We start from the raw sequence: 26,338 nt of genomic DNA, 5'->3' as shown, positions 1-26,338 counted from the left end.
AAGGGGCTTTAATGCGTTCGACCATAGGAGTAATGCTGGCGATACTGATCACGCCATTGGCTCAGGCCGAGCTGATAGACGAAATTGCCGACCGGGGCGAACTGCGCATAGCCGTACAGGCCGACAACTCGCCGTACGCATTCAAGGAAAATGACCACCTGAGCGGCTTCGAGATCGACTTCGGCCAGGCGCTGGCCAAGGAACTGGACCTGCGCGCCGAGTTCATCGAAGCCCCTGCGGCAGAGGTACTGCCCGGTGTCGAGAGTGGCAAGTACGACATCGCACTGACCCCGTCGAGCGAATCACCCAAAGGTGACGGCCCGCTCGATGTGAGCCTGCCGTTTGGCGAGAAGCAGCTGGTGATCCCGTTCCAGAAGGACAACCCGGCGTTCGAGAGTGCGGTGAACAATGCACTGCAGCGGCTCAAGGACAGCGGGCGGACTGCCGAACTTGAGCAAAAGTGGTTCAAGGGTGTGCCTGAGACTGCGGCCGGGCAATAGGATTTTTGCTGCCTGTACCGGCCTCTTCGCGGGTGAACCCGCTCCCACAAGTTCTCCACAGCCCTCAACGCTTGTGATGTCCCTGTGGGAGCGGGTTCACCCGCGAAGGGGCCGGAACAGGCTTAAGCTGAAAGCCCGGCCAGAGCCTGCTGTGCCTCGTCCAGCTCCAGCTCGCTGAACACCAGCACCCCCGCCCGCCGCAGTAATGCCGTGGTCACCCCTTCCCCGGCCACCTTCACACCACTGAACGTGCCGTCATAGGTCAACCGGTTGCCACACGAAGGGCTTCCAGCTTTCAGCACGGCCACACGAATGCCATGCCGGTGCACCAGCTCCAGCGCCCGCTGCGCCCCAGCCAGGAACTCGGCGCTGACATCCTCGCCCGCCACCGTCAGCACCTGCGCACCACCGTCGAGCACCTCCCCACCCTGCCCGCCCGGTATCTCTGCAGGCGGCCGTGGGGTCGGCAAGCCACCCGCCACTTCCGGGCACAACGGCACCACGCGCCCTTCGACCTGCCAGCGCTGCAACAGGTCGGGGTGGCCACTGGCGCGGCCGTCATAGCGCACCGGCTGCCCCAGCAGGCAGGCGCTGACCAGCACCTTGGGCAGGTCAGAAGGGGTCATTGCCACGGCGCCGGAACCAGCCGGTCAACGAAAGCCGCTCACGCCCTGCCGGCAGCACCTCATGGGGCACCTCGCCCGACAAGAACACCACCAGGCAGCCCGCCACCGGCTCGACATCATGCTCGACACCGTCCGCCAGGAACATGCGCAACTGGCCACCGTCCTGCGGCTGCCAGCCTTCATTCAGGTACAGGACTGCCGACACCATGCGCCGGTCATCATCGCGGAAGCGGTCCAGGTGCCGGCGATAGAACGCCCCTGGCGGGTACAAGGCAAAATGGCACTCGAAGTCTTCCAGGCCAAGGAACAGGCCCTGGTTGATGGCCTGGCGCAGCTGCTCCATGGCGCTCAGGTACTGGTCGCAGGCCTCGGCCTGGCCGGGGTCGATCCACTGGATCTGGTCGCCGCGAATGGCCTCGCGCACCTCCTGGGCAGCACCGCGCCCAACCCCTGCAGGGTTGAGTTCGCCTTCGGCATCACGGCGCCGACACTCGGCCGCGAGCGCACGCACCAGGTCGGCGGGCAGAAAAAGCGCCTGCTGGGACCAGCCATGGGTGGCCAGATCGTCGACGACGGCCGCAAGCATCGGGTGTTCAGGGGAGATGTGCATGGCGCGCATCATATCCATTAGCCATGCCGGCGCACAGCGCCACTTGGCCGAGAAGCACGCGGATATCTCGACAAACCGGCGCCCGGCCACGGACAATAGCCACCTGCCGACAGGAGTCCTGAATGCGCCGTCTGTTTTCCCTGATTCTGCTGATGATCTGCACCGTGCCTGTCTGGGCAGACAACCTGGATCAACTGTACAAGGCCGCCGGCTGGCCCGACCAGCGCGCCCATTTCAATGATGCCCTGACCGCTGCCCAGGAACGCTACCGCAACAGTTTGCCACCCGCCGTGTACCAGGCGCTGGTAAACAACAGCAACCAGCGCTTCCAGGCCCAGGCGGTGGACCGTCGCGCCCAGGCGCAGCTGCGCGCAACCTTGGCCAACCCGGCACCGGCGCTGGCGTTCTTCCGGTCGCCGCTGGGGCGCAAGGTGGTGGCTGCGGAGCTCAAGGCCACACGCAAGGACGAACTGGCCAGGAATGCCAAGGGCTTGCCGAAGATCCAGGCCAGCGATGATCGCCTGCTGATAATCGGGCATCTGGCCCAGGCCCTGCCGGCGCGCGAAGCCGGCGCCGAAGTGAGCCTGGCCATTGCCGGCGTGGCGGCCGACAGCCTCAGCTCGATGATCCCCGGCCTGTTCGGCGGCGGTCAGGCCCAGAACCTGCTCGACGGCCAGCGCCAGCGCCTGATGGGCCAGATCGGCGAAGACCTCAACAACACCCTGCTGTATGTCTATCGCGACCTGTCCGATGCCGAGCTGGAAGAGTTCGCTACCTTTGCCGAGTCGCCAGACGGCAAGGCTTACTACCAGGCCGCCTTGGCCGCCGTTCGCGCAGGCCTGGCAGTTGGCCAGAGCAGCAGCGACCTTAAGTGATCAGCCCAGGCGCTGGTCGATGAAGTCGAAGTAGCGCTGGCGAATGCCCGGCAGCTCGTTGGCCAGGTGGTGACGGGCCTCGGGCAGCATCAGAATCTGTGGTTCGGCGAACTTGGCCTTGAGTACTTCGAGGTTGTAGGGCCAGTCCACTGTGCCATCCGCTTCTCCTTGCACGATCAACGGCCGCCGCGTGCTGCGCGGCGCGGCCTCGATGCGTTTGACCCAGGCAATCAAGGCCCCCACCCAAGCTGTAGGCAGGCGGCGCGGTTGCAGCGGGTCGGCTTCGAGGAACGGCAGGAAGGTCGGGTCATTGGTGTTCTCGCTGAAGCGCCGCTCGATGCCATTCACGAAGTGACGCAACACGCGATAGCTCAGCTTCGACCAGCGCCAGGCACAGGGCCGCACCAGCGGTGCCAACAGGATGACCTGGCCATCGATGGGGCTGCGCGCGCCCTGGTACAACAGGTGGTCCACGGCGATGGCGCCACCGGTGCTTTGCCCGCATAGGTGCCACGGGCGCGGCAGTTGCAGCGTGCGCGCCTGTTCGAACAAAGCCTCCAGCACCTGCTGGTACACCGCGAAATCACTGATGCTGGCTCGCTCGCCGCTGGACAGGCCGTGGCCGGGCAGGTCGCAACTGATCACGGCGAACCCCTGTTTGAGCGCCCAATCGATCACATGCCTATAGAGGCCCATATGGTCGTAATAGCCGTGCAGCAGGAACAGCGTCGCGCTCGGCTGGTCGGGTAGCCAGGCCTGCCCGACCAGCTCGAAGCCTGCGGCCTGGAAGCCGCCCAGCCAGCTGTGGGCCGACAGGTTCAGGCCATAGAAGCGCTGGTAGTCCTGCGCCTGCGCCGACAACGGCTGGCGAAAGGTCAGTGGCGCCAGGCTGGTGCGCAGGAGGTCTGGGTGAAAGGCAGCGGGCATCGGGTACATCCACAGTGAAGCAAGTATTGATCTGGGATATTCAGCTCTGGCTGGCGTCGTGGCAAGCTTGCTCGATTTCAGGCCGATAGCGGTATCCCCCGGTAGGCGCAACCTTGTGCTGCGAAGAGGCCGGTACTGCCACAACAACACCATCAGTCATGCCGGCCCTTTCGCAGCACAAGGCTGCTCCTACAGAGGGCCGCGGAAACTTCATGAAGACTCGGATCATCAAACCGCTGTGCACAGCAATCGCCCTTCTGGTCGGTGTGACCATCCTCTGGCAGGCCTACACCACCTTCCAGGCCCGCTACCTGCGCCCGTTCGACAACCAGGCCACGCTGTTCGACGGCAGCCAGCTGCAGTTGCCCCCCGAGCTGGCCGGCCCCGGCCCGATCCGGGTAGTGCATTTCTGGGACCCGGCCTGCCCGTGCAACGTCGGCAACCAGCAGCACCTGGGCGACCTGATCAACCAGTTCGCCAGCCAGGGCGTGACCTTCCACGTGCTGCAAAAGCCCGACAGCCACGGCCAGCTGCCCGCCAACCTCACCGCCCTCAAGCCACTCGCCAGCCTGCCCGGCAGCGAACACCTGCCCGCCTCCCCGGCCGTGGCCATCTGGGACCGGCAAGGCCACCTGGCCTACTTCGGCCCCTACAGCGAAGGCGCGGTGTGCAATGCCAGCAACAGCTTCATCGAGCCGATCCTCAAGGCGCTACTCGACGGCCGCCAGGTGAGTGCCTCAAATACCCTGGCGGTGGGCTGCTACTGCCCCTGGGCCGGCTGACGCACCCGCGCAGGGTTGCCCACCACCACCGCCCCTGCCGGCACGTCACGGGTGACCACACTACCGGCACCCACCACGGCGTTATCGCCAATGGTCACCCCCGGCAGGATGATCGCCGCGCCGCCGATCCACACGTTGTTGCCGATGGTCACCGGCCGGCCACTCTCCAGCCCTGTGCGGCGCACCTCGGGGTCGAGCGGGTGGTCGGCGGTATAGATCTGCACGTTGGGGCCGATCTGGCAGTCATCACCGATACGCACCGGCAGCACATCGAGGATCACGCAGTTGAAATTCATGAAGGTGTTGCGGCCGACGCTGATGTTGTAGCCATAGTCGCAATAAAACGGCGGGCGGATCACCGCGCCTTCGCCGACCTGGCCAAAGTGCTCTACCAAGAGCCCATGACGTGCGTCGTTGAGCAATTCGACACTGCTGTTGTAGCGGTGCATCCAGTGCTTGTTGGCGATCTGCTCGGCCTGCAGCTCGGGACAGCCAGCGTGATAGAGCTGGCCTGTAAGCATTTTCTGTTTTTCGCTGAGGGACATGGAAACTCCTTCCTGGGGCTATGCTCTGGTCGCGAATCCGCCGATCATCGGACCACATTTTTCGCTTGAACGCACAAGGAGCCTGCATGAAGCGCAGCTTGACCCTATTGGCCGTGATGGTTGCCGTGGCCGCCGGCGCCGGATACTGGTATGTGCAGGGCAAGCTGCCGCAACGCGAGGGCGAGGTGGCCATCGCCGGTCTGCAGGCGCCGGTCAACGTGCGCTACGACGCCCGTGGGGTGCCGCACCTGCAGGCGCAGAGCGAGCCGGACCTGTATCGTGCTCTCGGTTACGTGCATGCCCAGGACCGGCTGTTCCAGATGGAGATCCTGCGGCGCCTGGCCCGGGGCGAGCTGGCCGAGGTACTGGGCGACAAGCTGCTGCCCACCGACACCCTGTTCCGCAGCCTGCGCATTCGCGAACAGGCAGCACTGATGGCCAAGCGTCAGGACCGCCAGTCACCCGCCTGGCAAGCCCTGCAGGCCTACCTCGACGGGGTGAACAGCTGGCAGGCCAGCCACCCAAAACCCGTGGAGTTCGACCTGCTCGGCATCACCCCACGCCCCTTCAGCGCCGAAGACACCCTGAGCATCGCCGGCTACCTGGCCTACAGCTTCGCCGCCGCGTTTCGCACCGAACCCGCGCTTACCTATATCCGCGACCAGCTGGGCCCTGAGTACCTGAACATCTTCGATCTCGCCTGGCAGCCCGAGGGCGCCTTGGGTACACCGCTGGCCGCTGCCGACTGGCAAAGCCTGGAGGCCCTCGCCCGCCTCAGCCATGACGCGCTGGGCGATGCGGGCATCCCGCAATTCGAGGGCAGCAACGCCTGGGCCGTGGCCGGCAGCCGCACCCGCAGCGGCAGGCCGCTGCTGGCCGGCGACCCGCACATCGGTTTTGCGGTGCCGGCGGTGTGGTACGAGGCCGAGCTGTCGGCGCCGGGCTTCAACCTGTATGGCTACTTCCAGGCGCTCAACCCGTTCGCCCTGCTCGGCCACAACCGCGACTTCGGCTGGAGCCTGACCATGTTCCAGAATGACGACGTCGACCTGATCGCCGAGCGCACCAACCCTGCCGACGCCAACCAGGTGATGGTCGATGGCAAATGGCATGCGCTGGAAAAGACCGAGCAGCAGATTGCCGTTAAAGGCGAAGCACCGGTCACCCTCAGCCTCCGCCGCTCGCCCCATGGCCCGATCGTCAACGACGTACTGGGTGCCACTGCCGGGCCCACGCCAATCGCCATGTGGTGGGCGTTCCTGGAAACCGAAAACCCGATCCTAGACGGTTTCTACCAGCTCAACCGCGCCGATACCCTGGGCAAGATGCGCGAGGCTGCGGCCAAGGTGCATGCGCCGGGGCTGAACCTGGTCTGGGCCAATGCCCGTGGCGATATCGGTTGGTGGGCAGCGGCGCAGTTGCCGATCCGCCCCGACGGCGTCGACCCCGTGTTCATCCTCGATGGTGCCAGTGCGCAGGCAGACAAGCTCGGCTTCTACCCCTTCAGCGTCAACCCGCAGCAGGAGAACCCGGCACGCGGCTACATTGTCTCGGCCAACTACCAGCCTCCAGCAGCAGTGCCGATACCCGGTTACTACAACCTGCCGGACCGAGGCCGCCAGCTCGATCGCCACTTGGCCAACCCCGATGTGAAGTGGGATACCCAGAATAGCCAGGCGCTGCAGTTGGACACTGCAAGCGACTATGGCCCGCGCACCCTTGCACCACTGCTGGCAACGCTACGCGCAGTGGCCGAAGGTGACGAAGAGAAGGAGCTGGTCGAGCAACTGGCAGCCTGGAGCGGCGACTACCCGCTCGACTCGACCAGTGCCACGCTGTTCAACCAGTTCCTCTACGAGCTGGCATTCGCGGCCTTGCATGACGAACTGGGCGACACCTGGTTCCCGGTGCTGATCAGCACCCGCGCCATCGACGCAGCCCTGCCGCGCCTGGCGGCGGATGCCGATTCGCCGTGGTGGAACACCCGCGGAGCCAACCAGCGCACCGACCGTAACGCCGTGGTGCGCATGGCGTGGCAGAACACCTTGAAGCACCTGCGGGAAACCCTGGGCAACAACCCGGCCAGTTGGCAGTGGGGCAAGGCCCATACCCTGACCCACAACCACCCGCTGGGGGTCAAAAAGCCGCTGAACCTGCTGTTCAACGTCGGCCCGTTCGCCGCACCGGGCACCCATGAAGTGCCGAACAACCTCTCGGCGAAGATCGGCCCGGCGCCATGGCCGGTGACCTATGGGCCGTCGACGCGGCGGCTGGTCGACTTTGCCGATGCCGGGCAGGCGCTGACCACCAACCCGGTCGGGCAGAGTGGTGTGCCGTTCGACAGGCATTTTGCGGATCAGGCCGAAGGGTATGTGCAGGGGCAGTACCAGAAGGCGCAGATGGGGGTGATCCCGGCGCACAGTACCTTGCGTCTGGTGCCAGCCCATTCGCAGCACAAGGCTGCTCCTACAAGAGACCGCGAGCCCCTGTAGGAGCAGCCTTGTGCTGCGAATGGGCCGCAAAGCGGCCCCCGACAATTTCGAATACCCTACAGCACTCCCAGCCGAGACCCATTCCATGCAAAGACACTTCATCGAAATCGACGGCGCCCGCATGAGCTACATCGACCAGGGCCAGGGTTTCCCGGTGCTGCTCGGCCACAGCTACCTGTGGTCCGCCGAGATGTGGCAGCCACAAATCGAAGCCTTGTCAGCACACTTCCGCGTCATCGTCCCCGAGCTGTGGGGCCACGGCGGCTCCGATGCTCCGCCTGCCACGACCATCGACATGAACAGCTTGGTCGACCAGCACCTGACGTTGCTGGACAAACTGGAAATTACCAAGTGCCACCTGGTCGGGCTGTCGGTAGGCGGTATGTGGGGGGCACCGCTGGCTGCTACCCACCCTGAACGAATTGATCGCCTGGTGCTCATGGACACTTACCTGGGCGCCGAGCCGGAGGAAACTCGGCTCAAGTATTTCGCCTTGCTGGATACCGCCAGCGCAGCCGGCGAATTCAGCGACCTTCTGCTCGACATCATCGTACCTATTTTTTTCCACGCAGGCGGCCAGACCGTACCTGAAATCCGTGAGCAGTTTCGTGCTCAGCTGAAGGCAAGCAGTGCACAAACCATTCGCGAGAGCCTCGATCCCATGGGGCGGATAATCTTTGGACGACACGACCTTCTGGAGCAACTCGAGCTGCTGCCGAGCGAGAGAACCATCCTGATGTGCGGCGATCAGGACATTCCGCGGCCGCCGGAAGAGTCCAATGAAATGGCGCGGATCATTGGCTGCCTGGCGGCGCAGATTCCGTTTGCGGGGCATATCTCCAGCCTGGAGAACCCGCGGGTGGTGAATGAGTTCCTGTTGAACTGGCTACCGCGTAACCAGTGAGATTGCCGAGGCTGCTTTGCAGCCCTTGTGAAAAACGCCGACACAAGGGTGTCGGCGTTGGGTCATGCAAGGTAATGCAAGCGCATCAGAACGCCGGCAGCACCGCACCTTGGTACTTCTTGGCGATGAATTCCTTCACTTCCGGGCTGGTCAGGGCCTTGGCCAGTTTCTGGATGGCTTCGCTGTCCTTGTTGTCCGGGCGGGCGACCAGGAAGTTCACGTATGGCGAGTCGCTGCCTTCGATCACCAGCGCGTCCTTGGCCGGGTTCAGGCCGGCTTCCAGGGCGTAGTTGGTGTTGATCATGTCCAGGTCGACCTGGTCCAGCACGCGCGGCAGCATGGCCGACTCAAGCTCGCGGAACTTCAGCTTCTTCGGGTTCTCGGCAATGTCCTTGGGGGTGGCCAGGGCGTTCTTCGGATCCTTCAGGGTGATCAGGCCAGCTTTCTGCAGCAGTAGCAGGGCGCGGCCGCTGTTGCTGCCCTCGTTAGGGATGGCAACGGTAGCGCCTTCTTTCAGTTCGCCCAGGCTCTTGACCTTCTTCGAGTAACCACCAAAGGGTTCGACATGCACGCCGATCACGGTTTCCAGGTGGGTGCCCTTGCCTTCGTTGAAGTTCTGCAGATAAGGCAGGGTCTGGAAGTAGTTGGCGTCCAGGCGCTTCTGGTCAACCTGCACGTTCGGCTGCACGTAGTCGGTGAAAACCTTGATCTGCAGGTCCACACCTTCCTTGGCCAGGGTCGGCTTGATCAGCTCGAGGATTTCGGCGTGCGGTACCGGGGTGGCGGCGACAACCAGTTTCTCGGCGGCGGTAGCCAGGCCGGCAAACGACAGGGCAGCGGCCAGGGCAGTGGTCAGCAGGGTCTTCTTCATGGTGGTCCTTGTTCTGGTTCTGGGCCATCGACGATGGCGAATCGGGTGCCCAACCGGTTCACCAGCGGGCGTGAGGCGGACAATACCCAGATTTTTTATTCCGTAAAAATATCTTTTATTTAGCTGCTTATTCCAAAAACAAAATGCTATCAGCCATTTTGCTTTTGAGCAGTGCCTAGCGCGCAGGGTCGGGCAGGTCCAGGTCCTCTGCCAGGATCTCCTCGCCATCATTCAGCAGCAAGGCAAAGTGGATGACATTCTCCAATTCACGGGTGTTGCCGGGCCAGGGGTGTGCCTCCAGCACCTGCTGCGCCGCCTCGCTCACCAGCGGCACAGGCCGTTGCAGGCGCACGCTGTAGATGCCCACGAAGTACTCGGCCAACGGCAGGATATCGCCCGGCCGCTCGCGCAGTGGCGGTAGCTCCAGCGCTCCCTCGCGCAGGTACTGGTACAGGCGCTCGTTGAAGCGCCCCGCGCGCACCACCCGCGCCAGGTCGATGCTGGTAGCGGCCACCAGGCGCACATCCACCGGTTGCGGCTGCTGCGCGCCCACCCGGGTAACCTCGCGGTTTTCCAGGGCGACCAGCAGCTTGCCCTGAATTGCCAGCGGCAAGTCGGCGATCTCGTCCAGGTACAAAGTGCCACCGTTGGCCGAGCCAAACCAGCCGGCGCGGCTGCTGGCTGTGCCACCCTGGCTGCCGGCGCTGTAGCCGAACAACTCGGCATCGGCGTAGGTGGGACTGATGGCCGCGCAGTTGACCGACACGAACAACCCGCTGCGGTCACTGGCACGGTGGATCTGCCGGGCCAGCAGTTCCTTGCCGGTGCCGGTTTCGCCACGGATCAGCACCGGCAAGGATTGTGGCGCCAGGTGCTCGAGCTCCTCGCGCAGCTGCTGCGAACGTGGGTCGATGAACACCAGCGCCTTGGCGCGGATGCTCAGTGGGCTCTTGTCCAATTCAGGGAAGGTCAGCAACGGCTGGCCAAAAGGGTTTTGAAAAGTCATGACGAACTCCCGCCCCAGGCCTTCAATGGCCGGGCGTCAGGCAAACGGTAAACAGTAAGGGCGATCAGGCGCGGCGCAGTGCGCGCTGCTCGACCCGGCTCTGCAAGCGATACAAGTAGGCGAAACCTTGTTCCCAGCGCTCATGGCCGGACTTGACGTTGATGTGCCCGGCGTTGGTCAGCAGCCCTGCTTCGGCGCCCCAGACCTGGGCCAGGTACAACGCCCTTGGCACGCTCACGGCCGGGTCGTTGTCCGAGCTGACCACCTGGCTGGGGAATGGCAGTGCTTCGGTCGGTATCGGCGCGAAGTTGCGCAGAGCCGGCGCGCAGGTCGGCCGCTCTACGTCAGAGGGTGCCACCAGCAGCGCGCCACGGACCCGCCGCAGCAGGGCCGGGCTGGCTTGCGCGGCCCAGTGAGCGACGGTTATGCAGCCCAGGCTATGGGCAATCAGAATCACCGGTGAGCGCTCGGCGGCAATCGCCTGCTCCAGTGCCTGCACCCAGTCCTGGCGTTGCGGAGTCAGCCAGTCGTGCTGCTCGACCCGCACACTGTTCGGCAGGGTGCGCTGCCAGTGACTTTGCCAATGGTTGTCTGGCGATCCTTGCCAGCCCGGCACAATCAGGTAACGAATCGACTCATTGCGCATGGGGACGCCTCCAGTGAGCTTGCGTGCTTGGAGACAAGTATAGGGGCGGACATATATCAGTAAAGGAATAAGAAGCTATTTGTTAATAACCAAAACCTACCACTGACGCGATCCCTGTGGGAGCCTCGGGTTGAAAAAAAGGGGCCAAAGACTACCTAGGCTGGCGGAGCCGGCCGCGCTGATGCCCTTGAGCGCTTCCATGATGCCCCAGACGGTGCCGAACAGGCCGATTCGAGAGAGTATGCCAGAAGGCTCATGATGACACCCCTCGCCCCCCGCAGCTTTACTTCTTAGATGATGGCCTGCATACCTTGCATGCCTAAAAAATGCGCGGGGCATCGCTCATCGACGCATCATTTGACCAACCATACGAACACTCATCGCTGGTACATTTATCGACCTCAAGTAATTCACCGCCGCCTGTGAGCTTCTGTAACTAGGAAGATAATGACCCGAATGATTATCAACATAAGTTTGACCATTTTCCCTATATATATATCCCGCAGCTACAACCGGAGAGGCCGACCTTAACTGACGTCGACCAAGCTCCGCAAGACTGGCGTGAGAAAGAGGAGCATCATCAAACTCGGAAAAGGTACTGATAAAAAAATTTTCATCCTGCCTTAGAATGAATTTATGCTTTTTCTCAGAAAGGTCCAACACCGACAAGCCCTTCTGATTCACCACATGCGTCACGCTCTCTTTACCAGATGAAATTTTTTCTCTGGCATATCTAACCTCTGGAACAATCGATTCTTTTTTCCAGTTCCGTAATGGGCGCCATTCAACGGGACCTTTAATCTTGGCAAAGAGCAGACTTTTAAAGCGACGCGCCGCAATCGCGGTCAACGCCGGCGTCGCGAAAGAAGTTTTTCCGTTAGGGTCTTGACGATTAACAGGATCCCCTAAGCAATAACAGTAACAATTCAACCCACCGCTATCGAAAGGACTTAACTCATCAGGTCCATTGAAACGCATCAACGCTGGACTGAACGCCCTGTATCCGAACCCTAGAAAATATAGATCACTTAGTGCATCAAGGTGTTCACCATTAAAATTCAATGCACCCACAAAAGCACTCACAGAGAAAAAATATCCATAAGGAGAGTATGAATTAAACATATTACAAGCCCCATGATTTTCTACGCGATGAATTTAAACCTCAGGAGACCTTAATAACAATGGCCGTGGCAACAGCCCAGAAAAGGCGCACTCGGCAATTCCTTGACTCAGGCCCACCCAAAAACCCAATACTCCGCCGATTCCCGGCGATTGAAAACTAGCAAATTTACTAGGCCAAGAATCAAGAGCTTCTAGATCGACAGCTATATAGGACCTCCGCCGTTATCCACAGCGAGAAGCCGATTACTTAACCAACCGCTAAATCTTGCGCACGCATCGTTTATTCATAAAAAACAGACGTTTCTGCTTAGCGTTAGCGCCGCCATTCTGTCAGGCATAAAAAAAGCCCGGGACCGCCCCCCGGGCTTTTTCATCGTCAAAGGCGAATCAAATATCCGCCACCTTCTGCCAAACCTTCGGCCGGAAGAACAATGTCTCCCCCCGCGCCAACCCGGTCAGGCTGTCATGGTCCTTGACCACTTCGGCCTCGATCAGCTCGCTCTGCCCTTCCACCTTCAATGTCACCCGCGTGGTCGCGCCCAACGGCCGGATGTCGCGCACCTCGGCCGCATGGTGCCCTTCTGTCTCGTGCCGCGACAGCGACACTTCGTGCGGGCGGAACAGCACATGATGCCCTTCGCTCAGGGCCAGGCGGTTGGAGTCACCAAGGAAGTGGTAGACGAAATCGTTGGCCGGGTGCTCGTACACCTCGCCCGGCGAGCCGATCTGCTCGATCACGCCCTTGTTCATCACCACGATGCGGTCAGCCACCTCCATGGCTTCTTCCTGGTCGTGGGTGACGAACACCGACGTCAGGTTGATGTCCTCGTGCAGGCGCGCCAGCCAGCGGCGCAGCTCCTTGCGCACCTTGGCATCCAGCGCACCGAAAGGCTCGTCCAGCAACAGCACCTTGGGTTCCACCGCCAGCGCACGGGCCAGGGCGATACGCTGGCGCTGGCCACCGGACAACTGCTCGGGGTAGCGGTCGGACAGCCAGTCCAGCTGCACCATGTTCAGCAGTTCATGCACCTTCTCGGCTATCTTGCTCTCGCTCGGGCGCTCGCCCTTGGGCTTCATGCGCAGGCCGAAGGCAACGTTGTCGAACACACTCATGTGGCGGAACAACGCGTAGTGCTGGAACACGAAACCGACGTTGCGGTCGCGCACGTCATGGCCGGACACGTCCTCGCCATGGAACACGATATTGCCCTGGTCGGGGGTTTCCAGGCCGGCGATGATGCGCAGCAACGTGGTCTTGCCGCAGCCGGACGGGCCAAGCAGCGCCACCAATTCGCCGCTGTTGATGTCCAGGTTGATGTTGTCCAGGGCCTGGAAGCTGTTGAAGCGCTTGCTGACGTTACGAACTTCGATCGACATGAATCATTCCTCCGCGGCGCTGTGGCGCAGGCGGTTAATACGGTTCTCGCTCCACTGCTTGAGCAGCAGGATGAAGAGCGCCAGGATCAGCAACAGGCTGGCCACGCTGAAGGCTGCGACATGGTTGTACTCGTTGTAGAGGATCTCCACGTGCAGCGGCAAGGTGTTGGTCACGCCGCGAATGTGGCCGGACACCACCGACACCGCGCCAAACTCGCCCATGGCCCGCGCGGTGCACAGCACCACCCCATAGATCAGGCCCCATTTGATGTTTGGCAGGGTCACGTGCCAGAACATTTGCCAACCATTGGCGCCGAGCAAGCGCGCGGCCTCCTCTTCCTGCGTGCCCTGCTCCTGCATCAGCGGGATCAGCTCACGGGCCACGAACGGTACGGTGACGAAGATGGTGGCCAGGACGATGCCCGGCAGGGCGAACACGATCTGGATATCGTGGTCCTGCAGCCATGGCCCGAACAGGCCTTGCGCGCCGAACATCAGCACGTAGACCAGGCCCGCGATCACCGGCGACACCGAGAACGGCAGATCGATCAGGGTGACCAGGATACTCTTGCCACGGAAGGTGTACTTGCTCACGCACCAGGCGGCGCTGACACCGAACACCAGGTTCAGCGGCACCGAAATGGCCACGGCGAGCAGGGTCAGCTTCAGCGCCGACAATGCGTCAGGCTCGAAGATCGCCTCGAAGAAGGTGCCAAAGCCGTTCTTCAGCGCCTGCGACACCACGATCACCAGTGGCAGCAGCAGGAACAGCGCGAACACCAGCCAGCCAAGGCCGATCAGGATACGCCGCGAAGTGGCGCTGCCCCGGCGGGCGGCGTTGGCGGCGGCGGTTGCATTCAGGGATGAACTGGACATGCCGGCCTCCTTCAAGGGGTTTCGATGCGGCGCTGCAGCAGGTTGATCAGCAGCAGCAGGATGAAGGAAACCACCAGCATCAGCACGCCGATGGCGGTCGCGCCGGTGTAGTCGTATTGGTCGAGCTTGACCATGATCAGCAGCGGCAGGATCTCGGTTTTCATCGGCATGTTGCCGGCAATGAAGATCACCGAACCATACTCGCCCACGCCGCGGGCGAAGGCCAGGGCAAAACCTGTCAGCCAGGCAGGCAGCAGCGCTGGCGCCAGCACATGGCGGAACACCTGCAGCGGCTTGGCGCCCAGGCAGGCAGCGGCCTCCTCCACTTCACGCGGAATGTCGGCCAGCACCGGCTGCACCGTACGCACCACGAACGGCAGGGTGACGAAGGTCAGCGCCAGGGTGATGCCCAGTGGGGTGTAAGCGATCTTGAAGCCCAGGTCGGTGGCGAACTGGCCGACCCAGCCCGAGGGTGCGTACAGGGCGGTCAGGGCAATACCGGCCACGGCGGTGGGCAGGGCGAACGGCAGGTCGATCATTGCATCGATGATCTTGCGCCCAGGGAAGGTGTAGCGCACCAGCACCCAGGCCAGCAGGGTACCGATCACACCATTGATGATGGCGGCGAACAGGGCGGTGCCGAAACTCAGCTTGAGCGCGGCGATCACCCGCGGTGCACTGATGATGTTCCAGAACTGCTCCCAGGTAAGCTGCGCGGCATGCACGAACATGGCGGCCAGCGGTATCAGCACTATCAGGCTGAGGTACACCAAGGTGTAGCCCAGCGTCAGCCCGAAGCCGGGTATGACGGGGGAAATGCGACGTGACATAAATATCCCTGGTTGAACGCACGAAACCCGGGACAGATCCCGGGTCGGTGCAAGCTTCTGAATCCTGGGGCCGCAGCGCGGCCCCGCTTTTCCTTGGCGATTACTGTGCCTGATAGATCTGGTCGAACACACCGCCATCATTGAAGAATTTAGGTTGTGCAGTCTTCCAGCCACCAAAGTCCTTGTCGATGGTCACCAGGTCCAGTTTCGGGAACTGCTTGCCGAACTCGGCAGCGACCTTCTCGTCACGCGGGCGGTAGAAGTTCTCGGCTGCGATCTTCTGCCCGGCCGGGCTGTACAGGTGCTTGAGGTATTCGGTGGCAATCTCGGTATTGCCCTTCTTCTCGGCGTTCTTGTCCACCACCGCCACTGGCGGTTCGGCGAGGATCGACAACGACGGCACGACGATCTCGAACTTGTCGGCACCTCCGTCTTCCTTCAGCGCCAGGAAGGCTTCGTTTTCCCAGGCCAACAGCACATCGCCCTGGCCGTTATTGACGAAGGTGATGGTCGAGCCACGGGCGCCGGTATCCAGCACCGGGACGTGCTTGAACAGCTCCTGCACGTACTCCTTGGCCTTTTCTTCGCTACCGCCGGCCTTCAGGCCATAGGCCCAGGCAGCCAGGAAGTTCCAACGGGCGCCGCCGGAGGTTTTCGGGTTGGGGGTGATGACCGACACGTCCTTCTTGATCAGGTCGCCCCAGTCCTTGATGCCTTTCGGGTTGCCCTTGCGCACCAGGAACACGATGGTCGAGGTGTACGGGGTGCTGGCATCCGGCAGGCGGGTCTGCCAGTTGTCTGGCAGGGTCTTGCCGAGCTTGGCGACTTCATCGATGTCGCCGGCCAAGGCCAGGGTCACCACGTCGGCACCCAGGCCGTCGATCACCGCACGGGCCTGCTTGCCCGAACCGCCGTGGGATTGCTGGATCTTCACCTTGTCGCCCGGGTGGGCCTGCTGCCAGTGCTTGATGAACTCGGCGTTGTACTGCTGGTACAGCTCGCGGGTCGGGTCGTAGGACACGTTCAGCAGTTCGTAGTCCTTGGCGATGGCGGAACCGGCAAAAACAGCACTGGCCAGGGCGGCAAGCGCATAACGGCGGATGGACATGGTGAAGCTCCTGATTGGCATTTTTCTAGTTTTGAATGTGTGGCGCGATCAGCCGGTCTTGTTGCCGGGCTGCTGCAGGCGGAACTTCTCCTTGCGCTCGATCTGTACGACCTGAGCGTTGTGCACGGTTATCTCCACCGCACCGAATCGCAGGTCGCGCAGAGCGCTCTGGATTTCACGCAGAATGGTGGCTTCGTCCTGACCGTCGATGCTACGCAGAGATGCACTCATGCTCGTTCTCCTTGGAGTGAGGGTGCCGGGCTGAGGTTTGAAGGGGATTTGCGCCTGGCTTGAGGGCAATAGTAGTGAGGCGGGGTTATTCTTAAAAATACTGTTTGAGAATGTTTATATAACCATTTTTTAAGCGCCGCATTTCCCTTGTAGGAGCAGCCTCGTGCTGCGAAGAGGCCGGCAATCCCATCAGCATTTGATGATGAATTTACCGGCCTCTTCGCAGCACGAGGCTGCTCCCACAAGGGGATGCGTGGTCAGGAGGGTTTCTTCTGTGGCTCGCGGATCTTGTACCAGGCCACATACAAGGCCGGCAGGAACAGCAGCGTCAGCAGGGTCGCCACGATGATCCCGCCAATCATGGCGTAGGCCATCGGCCCCCAGAACACTTCGCGGGCAATCGGGATCATGCCCAGGCTCGCCGCTGCTGCGGTCAGCAGAATCGGCCGGCGCCGGTGGTTGGTTGCCTCCACCACCGCATCCCACGGCGACAAGCCCTGGGCTTCGAACTCATCGATCTGGGTCACCAGGATCACCGAGTTACGAATGATGATGCCCGCCAGCGCGAGAATGCCGAGAATCGCCACGAAGCCCATGGGCGTACCTGTGGGCACCAGCGCAATGATCACGCCAATCAACCCCAGCGGCGCCACGCTGACCACCAGGAACAGCTTCTGCACGCTGTGCAGCTGGATCATCAGGAACGTCGCCATCAGGAACAGCATCAGCGGGATGACCTTGCGGATCGGCCCCTGCGCCTTGGCGCTCTCCTCCACCGTACCGCCGGTGGCCACCTCGAAGCCCACCGGCAACTTGCTGGCGAACTCGTCGATCTTCGGCTTCAGCTGGGCCACCAGGTCGGTGGGCTGGATGTCGCCGTTGACCGAAGCCTTGATGGTGATGGTCGGCTTGCGGTCGCGACGCCACACCAGCGGCTGCTCCAGCTCGTAGCGCACGGTGGCGAACGCCAGCAGCGGGATCGAAGTGCCGTTGGGTGTCAGGATCTGCAGGTTCTGCAGGGTATCCGGCGAGCCACGCTCGCTGTCCTCGGCACGGGCGACCACGTCGACCAGGTAGATGTTGTCGTTGACCTGGGTGATCTGCACGCCGCTGACGATGCTGTTCATCACATTGGCCACGTCCTCCGACGACAGGCCCAGCTGGCGCGCCTTGTCCTGGGCGATTTCCACGCGCAGCACCTTACCCGGCTCGTTCCAGTCGTAGATCATTTCGCCGATGTGCTCGTTCTGGTCTAGCAAGGTGGCCAGCTCGATGGCGTGCTTGCGAACCTCGTCGATATTGGCACCGCTTACCCGATACTGGATCGGTCGGCCCACCGGTGGGCCCATTTCCAGCGATTGCACGTTGGTGCCGACGCCAACGAATTCTTCATGCAGGATCTTCTGCAGGCGCTCCATCATGGCCTGACGTTCTTCGAAGCCCTTGCTGACGATCACCAGCTGCGCGTAGTACGGGTTCTGCAACTGCTGGTCGAGGGGCAGGTAGAAGCGGATCGCGCCCTGGCCGATATAGGTACTCCAGTGCACCAGGTCCGGGTCGTCCTTGATCCGCGCCTCGAAACGGTCGACCACCTTGCGCGTCTCCTCGATCGAGGCGTTCTGCGGCAGGTTGAGGTCGACGAGGATTTCCGGGCGGTCAGAGGACGGGAAGAACTGGTTCTGCACGAAGCGTTCGGAGAAGATCGCCAGGGCGAACAGCACCACGGTGCCGATGATGGTCAGCCAGCGGTTGCGCATGCACCACAACAAACCATGCTCGAAGGCCCGGCCGACACGGCCCGGCTCGGCTTCATGGTGCTTGAGCTTGGCACTGCTGAGGATGTGCACGCCTAACACCGGAGCGAAGAATACCGCCACCACCCACGACACCATCAGTGCCACGGCAATTACCGCAAACAGCGTGTAGGTGTATTCACCCGCCGAGCTGGCGTTGAGGCCGATCGGCACGAAGCCGGCCACAGTCACCAAAGTGCCGGTGAGCATGGGGAAGGCTGTGGAGGTATAGGCAAAAGTTGCCGCCTGCTCCTTGCTTTCGCCCATTTCCAGCCGTGTGACCATCACTTCCACAGTGATCATCGCATCATCCACCAGCAGGCCCAGGGCGATGATCAGCGCCCCCAGCGAAATCCGCTGCATGGTGATACCGCTGTATTCCATGAACACGAACACCATGGCCAGCACCAGCGGGATCGAGCAGGCCACCACCAGCCCGGCACGCACACCGAGGCTGACGAAGCTCACCGCCAGCACGATCACCACCGCCTCGAACAGCGCACTGGTGAAGCCACCGACGGCTTGCTTGACCACCACGGCCTGGTCGGAAACAGTGTGTACCCCGACGCCCACCGGCAGGTCTTCGACCACCTGGTCCATGCGCTTTTTCAGCGCCGCGCCGAACACCTGGATATTGCCGCCGGCCTTCATGCCGATGGCCAGGCCCAGCGCCGTCTGGCCGTTGTAGCGGAACATCGGCGAAGGAGGGTCGACGTAGCCGCGCTCGATATCGGCGATGTCTGCCAGGCGGAAGAAGCGGTCGTTAATCTTCAGGTTGACGGTTTCCAGGTCCTTTTCCGAGGTGAACTGCCCAGAGGTACGCACCGAGATACGTTCCGGCCCGGCCTCGATCACACCGGCAGGGGTCACGGCGTTTTGCGATTGCAGGGCCTGCATGACCTGGCGCTGATCGATGCCCAGGGCTGCCAGCTTGCGGGTGGAGAAGTTCAGGTAAAGCACTTCGTCCTGGGTGCCGATCAGCTCGATCTTGCCGATGTTGGGCACATCGCGCACTTCGGCCCGCGCCTGTTCCACGTAGTCGCGCAGCTGGCGCAGGGTCAGGCCGTCGGCGGTGAAGGCATAGATAGAACCGAACACATCGCCGAATTCATCGTTGAACCCGGGCCCTTGTATACCCGCAGGGAATTCACCGCGAATGTCCTGGATCTTCTTGCGCACCTGGTACCAGATTTCCGGGATGTCCTTGGCCTTGGTGGTGTCGCGCAGGTACACGTAGACCGTGGATTCGCCGGGGCGGGTGTAGCTTTTGGTGTAGTCGAGGGAGTCGAGTTCCTCGAGCTTCTTCTCGATACGGTCGGTGACCTGGTACAGGGTTTCGTCCTGGGTCGCGCCGGGCCAGCGGGTCTGGATGACCATGGTCTTGATGGTGAACGACGGGTCTTCCTCACGGCCCAGGTTGAAGTAGGAAAAGATCCCCATCAGCAGGCCGACGAACATCAGGTACCAGACGAACGATTGATGCTTGAGTGCCCAGTCGGACAGGTTGAAGCTTCCTTTCATTGCGCATCCTCGTCGAAGGTGACCTTCTGGCCAGGCTTGAGGCTGTTCACGCCCGCAGTCACCACCCGCTCGCCGGGCTGTACGCCCGAGGTCAGGACGATGCTGTCGGCGGTTCGACCGATCAGGGCCACATCACGGGTGGCCACGGTCTTCTGCTGCGTATCGATCACCCATACCTGGGTCTTGCCGTCGCGCTCGAGCAAGGCACTCAAGGGCAGTTCGCTGCGCGGCGACACCTCCGAACTCAGGGTCACGCTGATGGCGGTGCCCAGGTGGAACGCCGCCGGGGTGCTCGCCAGGGTCAGGCGCGCGCGGCGGGTGCGCGTGGTGGCGTCGGCCTGGGGTTCCAGTTCCCGCAAGCTGGCGGTGGTGTTGATGGTCGGGTCCAGCTGCGAAGCAACGGTGAAGGTCAGGCCTTTGCTCAACTGCTCGGCCAGGCCGATCGGCAGATCGATCACCGCTTCCTTCACATCCGGCCTGGCCAGGGTTACCACGGCCTGGCCAGCGGTGACGGTTTGCCCGGCTTCGGCCTGCCAGGCAGTGATTACCGCGGCATGGTCGGTTCGCAAGGTACTGTAGTCGAGCTGGTCACGCGCCTGGCTGAGCGCAGAGCGCGCCTGTTCCAACGCCGCGCTGGTGGTTTTCAGGTTGGTCTGGGCGATATCCAGCTGGGCCTGGGCGCCTACGCCACGGTCATATAGCTGTTGCTGCCGGCGGGCATCGGCCTGGGCGTTGATCCACTGCGCCTGCACCTTGGCCAAGTCGCCTTCGGCGGCGCGCAACTGGTTCTGCTGGTCGGTCGGGTCGAGGGTGGCCAAGGTGTCACCCGGTTTCACCTGGGCGCCCACATCCAGCCAGCGCCGGGCAATACGCCCGGAAACCCGGAAGCCCAAGGTGCTTTCGAAACGGGCCTGGATACTGCCGGCGAAGCGGCCCAGCTGCGACTGCACCTGGGGTTCGACCTTGACCGACAGCACCGGCCGAATCGGCTCCGGCACTTCATCCTCGCTACTGCAGCCGGCCAACAGCACGCCGGCCGACAGCATCAGCAGCAGGCGCTTCATAGCTCACCCCCTTTGGCCTTGGCATCGACCTTCAGCACCTGCATGCCGGGGTGCAGCAACTGCCCGCCATTGACCACCACGGTCTCGCCGCCTTTCAGGCCACTGGCGACCACGATCCTGCCGGTGAGGTAACGGCTGACCTCGACCTTGCGCAGCTCTACCTTGTCACCCTCGCCCACCACCCACACGGCAGGCTCATGCAGGGCCTTGGTCAGTGCCGACCATGGCAGCTCGATACTTGGTCGGCCCTGGGCATTGGTGGTGGCCGTCACCGGTGCACCCAGTTGCATCCCTGGCGGCACATCCCTCAGCCCGACCTTGACCTGTACCGTGCCGCTTTGCGCGGATACCGTGGGGGTGATTTCGCGCACGAAGCCACGGGCCTGGACCTTGGGGTCGTCCAGCAGGCTGACGATCACGCCGGCGTCGCTTGGCGGAGCCACCAGCAGCGATTCGTAGACATTGAACACGGCATCACGGTCACCATCGGTGGCCAGGCTGAAGATCGGCATGGTCGCCTGCACCACCTGGCCAACCTCGGCCTGGCGCTCGGTGATGACCCCATCGGCCTCGGAGACCAGCGCGGTATAGCTCAGTTGTTCGTTGGCATTGGCCAATTGTGCCTGTGCGGCCTTGAGCGCGCTCTGGTTGCTACGCAGCGCGGCTTCGGCGGAATCGTATTCGCTCTGGCTGGTGTAGCCCTTGGGCAACAGCTTTTGCTGGCGTACGAAGGCAGCGCTGGTCTGGGTGACCCGCGCCTGCGCGGCGAACACCTCGGCCTTGGCCGAGTCGACATTGTTCTGCAGGTCTTTCGGGTCCAGCCGCGCCAGCACCTGGTTGGCCTTGACGTGGTCGCCGACATCGACACTGCGCGAAATGATCTTGCCGCCCACACGGAATGACAGGTCTGTCTGCACCCGCGCCTGCACATCGCCAGTCAGGGTGACCCTGGCAGCGAAATCGGTGGGTGATACCTGTTGCACGCCTACGCGAGGCAGTGTTTCGGTGGTTTCTTCCTTACTACAGCCCGACAGCAGGGACACAAGCCCCAGGCAGACGACCAACAGCGGACGTATCAACGTCATGCAGGCTCCTTGCTTGCGCGCAAATGATTCGTGGGATGCGACTGTTAGCGTAGATCAGGGTTCGATAAACGGCACTGACCGCGATCAAGCTGGCATTTTCGGCGCCTGCGCGGGCCTCTTCGCGGGCACGCCCGCTCCCACAGGATGGTCGCCAGCCTCAAGCCTGCGCTGTACCTGTGGTAGCGGGCGTGCCCGCGAAAGGGCCGGTACAGGTCAGAGCTGAACTGAAGCCTTGTTCAACCCCAGCTCTATGTCATCAATCAATGCTTTGGCAAAGCCACTGAGAATTCTCGCGGCACTACCAGCCAGCCGGTCATTTTCCATCTCGGCTTCGGTCGTCAGGTGATTAATGCACCCGAGCATTACGGAGAGTTCGGAGAAGGCATGGTTGAAGGGGATGTTGGCCTGGACGCGGAAAAGGTCCATGCAGGTTTCTTTACCGACGGTGCTGCTGTTTTGTGGGTGATTTGGAACGTGCGTTGTCATGGTCGGAATCCAATGTCGTTTATGGAACCGCCAGCTCATCTTTCTCACGGATAAGGGGTGGCAGCCGTACGCGGGGTGAGAAAACCGAGGACATTGAACCCGGCCAGGCCGAGGCCTGCCCACGCAAAGCCGCCATGACAGGAAGCCTGTTCAACATCGAGCGGGTTTCTCACACCCGGTCACCTTGATTGGCGACTCGACGACGTTATCCCTGGGGCATTTCCCCTACAACAGAGCAGCTTCCACACGGCTCGTAGGATAATTCCCAAGCCGATCCAACTGAAGCCTTTGGTTTGAGTTGATGAAAAGTCGTACACCTTCAGGTCCTCTTCGCGGGTGAACCCGCACCCACAGGGTTATGTGCAGCCTTCAGGACCTGCGCAATACCTGTGGGAGCGGGTTCACCCGCGAAAGGGCCGGTACTGCCATCCGCAAGCTTCTGCCATATCCAGAAACCATGATCTACACAGCACCTGTATCTCAGCCACTACCTTTGAAAAGTCACCTGCTTTTCAAGGAAGAAGCCAATGTCGCGAGCCCAGTCTCACCTGCTTCGCCGTGGTCGCTATTTAGAACTTGGCCGGCTCTATCTGCTGACCACCGTCACCCACCAGCGCAAGCCGCTGTTCCATGATTTCCACCATGCCCGGCTGGTCATTCACCAACTGCGACAATCAGACCAGGAACATGCCTGCCGATCATTGGCCTGGGTGCTGATGCCGGACCATCTGCATTGGCTGATCGAGTTGAAAGGTACGACGTTGGGCACCTTGATGCGCAGGTTCAAGTCCAGGTCCAGTCTGGTTTTGCATCAGTCGGGGGTTGAGCAGGATCCGGTATGGCAGCCTGGGTATCAGGACCGGGCATTGAGAAGGGAAGAATGCATGGTGCATGTCGCCAGGTACATTGTTGCCAACCCCTTGCGGGCAGGCCTGGTCAGAAGTGTCAGGGACTATCCACATTGGGATGCAATCTGGCTTTGAATCTGTGCTGGGGCCTTCGCGGGTAAACCCGCTCCCACAGGGATTAACACAGGCTCGAGGCAGTGATATTTCTGTGGGAGCGGGCGAGCCCGCGAAAGGGCCGGATCAAGCCGACGCAGCCACCTGCGCCGGGCGCTTGACCTGTGGCTGCGAAGCATTCGCCGCAGCGCCCTCTTCGATCGCCTGCTGAATCGCCTTGCGACGGCGCTCTTCGGCCTGGCGGCTGAAGTACCAGACGAAGAAGGTCACCAGCGACACCGACAGCAGGATCAGGCTTGCCACGGCGTTGATCTCCGGCTTCACGCCCAGGCGCACCGCCGAGAACACTTCCATCGGCAAGGTGGTCGAACCAGGGCCGGAGACGAAGCTGGCCAGTACCAGGTCATCCAGCGACAGGGCGAACGACATCATGCCGCCCGCCGCCAGCGACGGCGCGATCATCGGGATGGTGATCAGGAAGAACACCTTCCACGGCTTGGCACCCAGGTCCATCGCCGCTTCCTCGATCGACAGGTCCAGCTCCCGCAGGCGTGCCGACACCACCACCGCCACATACGCGGCACAGAACGTGGTATGGGCGATCCAGATGGTGACGATGCCACGCTCCTGCGGCCAGCCGATCATCTGCGCCATGGCCACGAACAGCAGCAACAGCGACAGGCCGGTGATCACCTCGGGCATTACCAGCGGCGCGGTGACCAGGCCACCGAACAGCGTGCGGCCCTTGAAGCGGGTAACCCGGGTCAGCACGAACGCCGCCAAGGTACCCAGCGCCACCGCCGCCACCGCCGTGTAGCAGGCGATTTCCAGCGAACGCATCACCGAACCCATCAACTGGGTGTTGTCGAGCAGGCCGACGTACCACTTCACCGACCAGCCACCCCACACCGTCACCAGCTTGGAGGCGTTGAACGAGTAGATCACCAGGATCAGCATCGGCAGGTAGATGAACAGCAAGCCGAGCACCAGCATCAGCTTGGAGAAACTGAAGCGCTTCATGCCCTGCCCTCCATTTCTTTGGCCTGGCTGCGGTTGAACAGCAGGATCGGCACGATCAGGATCGCCAGCATCACTACCGCCAGCGCAGAGGCCACCGGCCAGTCACGGTTGTTGAAGAACTCTTGCCACAGCACCTTGCCGATCATCAGGGTTTCCGGGCCGCCAAGCAGTTCAGGAATCACGAACTCGCCCACCACCGGGATGAACACCAGCATGCAGCCGGCGATGATGCCGTTCTTCGACAGCGGTACGGTGATCTTCCAGAAGCTGTTGAAGGTGCTCGAACCCAGGTCCGAAGCGGCCTCGAGCAGGCTCGGATCGTGCTTCACCAGGTTGGCGAACAGCGGCAGGATCATGAACGGCAGGTACGAATAGACCACGCCGATGTACACCGCCAGGTTGGTGTTGAGGATTTGCAGCGGCTGGTCGATCAACCCGGTCCACAGCAGGAAGCCGTTGAGCAGGCCGTTGTTGCTGAGAATGCCCATCCAGGCATAGACGCGGATCAGGATCGCGGTCCAGGTCGGCATCATGATCAGCAACAGTAGGACCGTCTGGGTCTCCTTCTTGGCGTTGGCAATGGCATAGGCCATCGGGTAGCCGATCAGCAGGCACAGCAGGGTGCTGAAGAAGGCCATCTTCAGCGAGCCCAGGTAGGCCGAGATATACAGCTCATCCTCGGTCAACAGGCCATAGTTGGCCAGGTTGAGCACCAGCTGGACCTTGTCTTCGACGTAGCTGTAGATCTCGGTATACGGCGGGATCGCCACGTCGGCTTCGGCGAAGCTGATCTTCAGCACGATGAAGAACGGCAGCATGAAGAACAGGAACAGCCAGATGAAAGGCACGCCGATCACCAGGTGCCGCCCCTCCGGGGTAATACGCTGGAAGGCTCGCTTGAGCTTGCGCAGTTTCATGACCGCAGTACCACGCCGCTGTCGTCTTCCCACCACACGTACACTTCATCGCCCCAGGTCGGGCGCGTGCCCTGGCGCTCGGCGTTGGCGACGAACGACTGGACGACCTTGCCGCTCGGCAACTCGACGTAGAACACCGAGTGGCCACCCAGGTAGGCAATGTCGTGAACCTTGCCGCGCGACCAGTTGTGCTCGCAGGTCGGTTGCTGGGTGGTGACCAGCATCTTTTCCGGGCGCAGGGCGTAGGTGATGTGCTTGTCTTCCACCGACGTGGTGATGCCATGGCCGACATAGATCTTGCGCTCCAGCTCCGGGCTGGCAATGATCGCGTGGCCTTCGGCGTCGTCGACCACTTCACCTTCGAACAGGTTGACGTTGCCGATGAATTCGCACACCAGGCGGCTGGTAGGCGTCTCGTAGATGTCCACCGGCGAGCCGATCTGGGCGATCCAGCCCAGGTGCATGATGGCGATGCGCTGGGCCATGGTCATGGCCTCTTCCTGATCGTGGGTCACCATCACGCAGGTCACGCCAACGCGCTCGATGATCTCCACCAGTTCCAGCTGCATCTGCGAACGCAGTTTCTTGTCCAGTGCACCCATCGGCTCGTCGAGCAGCAGCAGCTTGGGGCGCTTGGCCAGCGAGCGGGCCAGGGCCACGCGCTGGCGCTGGCCGCCGGACAGCTGGTGCGGCTTGCGCTTGGCGTACTGGGTCATGTGCACCAGCTTGAGCATCTCGGCCACGCGGGCGTCGATCTCGGCCTTGGGCATTTTGTCCTGCTGCAGGCCGAAGGCGATGTTCTGCGCCACGGTCATGTGCGGGAACAGCGCGTAGGACTGGAACATCATGTTGATCGGCCGCTCGTAGGGCGGCATGTCGGTGATGTCGACGCCATCGAGGAAGATCCGCCCTTCGGTCGGGCGTTCGAAGCCGGCCAGCATGCGCAGCAAGGTGGACTTGCCGGAACCGGAGCCCCCCAGAAGAGCGAAGATCTCGCCCTTGCGGATTTCCAGGGACACATCGTCCACGGCTACCGTTTCGTCGAACTTTTTCGTGACCCGGTCGATCTTGACCAGCACCTGCTTGGGTTGCTGGCCACCCTCGAGGGCTTTTTTATAGGCACCGGAGGCAACTGCCATGAGTGAAACTCCCAACAAGATTT

At 62.1% G+C, this 26,338-nt stretch carries 26 protein-coding genes and 1 pseudogene; 6 read left to right on the top strand and 21 right to left on the bottom strand.

Annotated elements, in window-relative coordinates; genetic code table 11:
* Positions 1 to 11 precede the first annotated feature (11 nt).
* Positions 12 to 500 (top strand): ABC transporter substrate-binding protein, encoded by a 489-nt coding sequence (locus WM94_RS01735; protein WP_061550286.1) that lies wholly within the window; start codon positions 12 to 14, stop codon positions 498 to 500.
* Positions 501 to 622: 122 nt separating this feature from the next.
* Here WM94_RS01735 and WM94_RS01730 read toward each other — a convergent pair whose 3' ends face one another.
* The gene (locus WM94_RS01730) at positions 623 to 1,126 is read right to left on the bottom strand and encodes a DUF523 domain-containing protein (RefSeq protein WP_061550285.1); all 504 of its coding nucleotides are present in this window, start codon (positions 1,124 to 1,126) and stop codon (positions 623 to 625) included.
* A complete protein-coding gene (locus WM94_RS01725) occupies positions 1,113 to 1,745 on the bottom strand; it encodes a 2OG-Fe(II) oxygenase (RefSeq protein ID WP_061550324.1) in 633 nt (210 codons plus the stop codon). The genes WM94_RS01730 and WM94_RS01725 overlap by 14 nt, the downstream gene beginning before the upstream one ends.
* 113 nt (positions 1,746 to 1,858) lie before the next feature.
* Between WM94_RS01725 and WM94_RS01720 the strand changes: the two genes are divergently transcribed.
* On the top strand, positions 1,859 to 2,611 hold the full coding sequence (locus WM94_RS01720; protein ID WP_003258544.1) for a DUF2059 domain-containing protein: 753 nt from the start codon (positions 1,859 to 1,861) through the stop codon (positions 2,609 to 2,611).
* Here WM94_RS01720 and WM94_RS01715 read toward each other — a convergent pair whose 3' ends face one another.
* Positions 2,612 to 3,538, bottom strand: coding sequence for an alpha/beta hydrolase (locus WM94_RS01715; RefSeq protein ID WP_061550284.1), 927 nt, complete (start codon positions 3,536 to 3,538; stop codon positions 2,612 to 2,614). It abuts the gene before it with no gap.
* A 212-nt stretch (positions 3,539 to 3,750) separates the two neighbouring features.
* On the opposite strand from WM94_RS01715, the gene WM94_RS01710 reads away from it, so the two are divergent.
* Entirely contained in the window at positions 3,751 to 4,320 is a 570-nt protein-coding gene (locus WM94_RS01710; protein ID WP_061550283.1) for a DUF6436 domain-containing protein, read from the top strand.
* On the opposite strand, the gene WM94_RS01705 is transcribed toward WM94_RS01710, so the two are convergent.
* A complete protein-coding gene (locus WM94_RS01705) occupies positions 4,299 to 4,865 on the bottom strand; it encodes a sugar O-acetyltransferase (protein ID WP_015272200.1) in 567 nt (188 codons plus the stop codon). The two genes, WM94_RS01710 and WM94_RS01705, sit on opposite strands and share 22 nt — an antisense overlap.
* 86 nt (positions 4,866 to 4,951) lie before the next feature.
* Here WM94_RS01705 and WM94_RS01700 point away from each other — a divergent pair, with 86 nt between their 5' ends.
* Together WM94_RS01700 and WM94_RS01695 are read left to right on the top strand one after the other, a co-directional pair.
* A complete protein-coding gene (locus WM94_RS01700) occupies positions 4,952 to 7,357 on the top strand; it encodes a penicillin acylase family protein (RefSeq protein WP_061550282.1) in 2,406 nt (801 codons plus the stop codon).
* An 85-nt stretch (positions 7,358 to 7,442) separates the two neighbouring features.
* A complete protein-coding gene (locus WM94_RS01695; RefSeq protein ID WP_061550323.1) occupies positions 7,443 to 8,261 on the top strand; it encodes an alpha/beta fold hydrolase in 819 nt (272 codons plus the stop codon).
* A gap of 85 nt (positions 8,262 to 8,346) precedes the next feature.
* On the opposite strand, the gene WM94_RS01690 is transcribed toward WM94_RS01695, so the two are convergent.
* From WM94_RS01690 to WM94_RS01635, 14 genes and pseudogenes are all read right to left on the bottom strand, one after another.
* Entirely contained in the window at positions 8,347 to 9,132 is a 786-nt protein-coding gene (locus WM94_RS01690) for a MetQ/NlpA family ABC transporter substrate-binding protein (protein WP_003258552.1), read from the bottom strand.
* A 175-nt stretch (positions 9,133 to 9,307) separates the two neighbouring features.
* The gene (locus WM94_RS01685; RefSeq protein ID WP_061550281.1) at positions 9,308 to 10,138 is read right to left on the bottom strand and encodes a sigma 54-interacting transcriptional regulator; all 831 of its coding nucleotides are present in this window, start codon (positions 10,136 to 10,138) and stop codon (positions 9,308 to 9,310) included.
* Between the two features lie 64 nt (positions 10,139 to 10,202).
* Entirely contained in the window at positions 10,203 to 10,784 is a 582-nt protein-coding gene (locus tag WM94_RS01680; RefSeq protein WP_061550280.1) for an alpha/beta hydrolase, read from the bottom strand.
* 156 nt (positions 10,785 to 10,940) lie between these two features.
* A pseudogene (locus tag WM94_RS30660) lies at positions 10,941 to 11,015 on the bottom strand (MotA/TolQ/ExbB proton channel family protein); the annotation flags it as partial.
* 111 nt (positions 11,016 to 11,126) lie between these two features.
* A complete protein-coding gene (locus tag WM94_RS28660) occupies positions 11,127 to 11,906 on the bottom strand; it encodes an RHS repeat-associated core domain-containing protein (RefSeq protein ID WP_082810456.1) in 780 nt (259 codons plus the stop codon).
* A gap of 387 nt (positions 11,907 to 12,293) precedes the next feature.
* Positions 12,294 to 13,283, bottom strand: a complete 990-nt coding sequence (locus tag WM94_RS01675) for a sulfate/molybdate ABC transporter ATP-binding protein (protein ID WP_013974693.1) — start codon at positions 13,281 to 13,283, stop codon at positions 12,294 to 12,296.
* A 3-nt stretch (positions 13,284 to 13,286) separates the two neighbouring features.
* On the bottom strand, positions 13,287 to 14,159 hold the full coding sequence (gene cysW / locus WM94_RS01670) for a sulfate ABC transporter permease subunit CysW (RefSeq protein ID WP_015272212.1): 873 nt from the start codon (positions 14,157 to 14,159) through the stop codon (positions 13,287 to 13,289).
* Positions 14,160 to 14,170: 11 nt separating this feature from the next.
* On the bottom strand, positions 14,171 to 14,989 hold the full coding sequence (gene cysT, locus WM94_RS01665; RefSeq protein ID WP_013974695.1) for a sulfate ABC transporter permease subunit CysT: 819 nt from the start codon (positions 14,987 to 14,989) through the stop codon (positions 14,171 to 14,173).
* Positions 14,990 to 15,089: 100 nt separating this feature from the next.
* The gene (locus WM94_RS01660; RefSeq protein WP_061550279.1) at positions 15,090 to 16,097 is read right to left on the bottom strand and encodes a sulfate ABC transporter substrate-binding protein; all 1,008 of its coding nucleotides are present in this window, start codon (positions 16,095 to 16,097) and stop codon (positions 15,090 to 15,092) included.
* 48 nt (positions 16,098 to 16,145) lie between these two features.
* Positions 16,146 to 16,328 (bottom strand): sulfur starvation response protein OscA, encoded by a 183-nt coding sequence (oscA, locus tag WM94_RS01655; RefSeq protein ID WP_003258557.1) that lies wholly within the window; start codon positions 16,326 to 16,328, stop codon positions 16,146 to 16,148.
* A gap of 257 nt (positions 16,329 to 16,585) precedes the next feature.
* Positions 16,586 to 19,642 carry an efflux RND transporter permease subunit gene (locus WM94_RS01650; RefSeq protein ID WP_061550278.1) on the bottom strand — a complete coding sequence of 1,019 codons (3,057 nt, stop codon included), beginning with the start codon at positions 19,640 to 19,642 and terminating at the stop codon, positions 16,586 to 16,588.
* Positions 19,639 to 20,706, bottom strand: a complete 1,068-nt coding sequence (locus WM94_RS01645) for an efflux RND transporter periplasmic adaptor subunit (protein ID WP_013974699.1) — start codon at positions 20,704 to 20,706, stop codon at positions 19,639 to 19,641. The genes WM94_RS01650 and WM94_RS01645 overlap by 4 nt, the downstream gene beginning before the upstream one ends.
* A complete protein-coding gene (locus WM94_RS01640; RefSeq protein WP_015272214.1) occupies positions 20,703 to 21,791 on the bottom strand; it encodes an efflux RND transporter periplasmic adaptor subunit in 1,089 nt (362 codons plus the stop codon). The genes WM94_RS01645 and WM94_RS01640 overlap by 4 nt, the downstream gene beginning before the upstream one ends.
* A 213-nt stretch (positions 21,792 to 22,004) precedes the next feature.
* The gene (locus WM94_RS01635) at positions 22,005 to 22,277 is read right to left on the bottom strand and encodes a DUF3077 domain-containing protein (RefSeq protein WP_061550277.1); all 273 of its coding nucleotides are present in this window, start codon (positions 22,275 to 22,277) and stop codon (positions 22,005 to 22,007) included.
* Positions 22,278 to 22,804: 527 nt separating this feature from the next.
* On the opposite strand from WM94_RS01635, the gene WM94_RS01630 reads away from it, so the two are divergent.
* Positions 22,805 to 23,260, top strand: a complete 456-nt coding sequence (locus WM94_RS01630; RefSeq protein ID WP_061550276.1) for a transposase — start codon at positions 22,805 to 22,807, stop codon at positions 23,258 to 23,260.
* 105 nt (positions 23,261 to 23,365) lie between these two features.
* Here WM94_RS01630 and WM94_RS01625 read toward each other — a convergent pair whose 3' ends face one another.
* Genes WM94_RS01625 through potA form a run of 3 tightly spaced genes read right to left on the bottom strand, consistent with a single transcriptional unit; the run spans position 23,366 to position 26,315 of the window.
* Complete coding sequence (locus WM94_RS01625) at positions 23,366 to 24,259, bottom strand: ABC transporter permease subunit (protein WP_003258560.1); 894 nt, start codon at positions 24,257 to 24,259, stop codon at positions 23,366 to 23,368.
* Positions 24,256 to 25,176: an ABC transporter permease subunit gene (locus WM94_RS01620; RefSeq protein ID WP_015272217.1), complete on the bottom strand. Its 921-nt coding sequence runs from the start codon at positions 25,174 to 25,176 to the stop codon at positions 24,256 to 24,258. Before WM94_RS01620 ends, WM94_RS01625 begins: the two co-directional genes overlap by 4 nt.
* Positions 25,173 to 26,315, bottom strand: coding sequence for a polyamine ABC transporter ATP-binding protein (potA, locus tag WM94_RS01615; protein ID WP_013974704.1), 1,143 nt, complete (start codon positions 26,313 to 26,315; stop codon positions 25,173 to 25,175). Before potA ends, WM94_RS01620 begins: the two co-directional genes overlap by 4 nt.
* Positions 26,316 to 26,338 lie beyond the last annotated feature (23 nt).

The organism is Pseudomonas sp. ABFPK (genome assembly GCF_001586765.1).
In the GTDB taxonomy this organism is placed as follows: Bacteria; Pseudomonadota; Gammaproteobacteria; order Pseudomonadales; family Pseudomonadaceae; genus Aquipseudomonas; species Aquipseudomonas asiatica.
The sequence above is the reverse complement of the archived record's forward strand: the minus strand, read 5'-3'. Positions and strand labels throughout refer to the sequence as shown.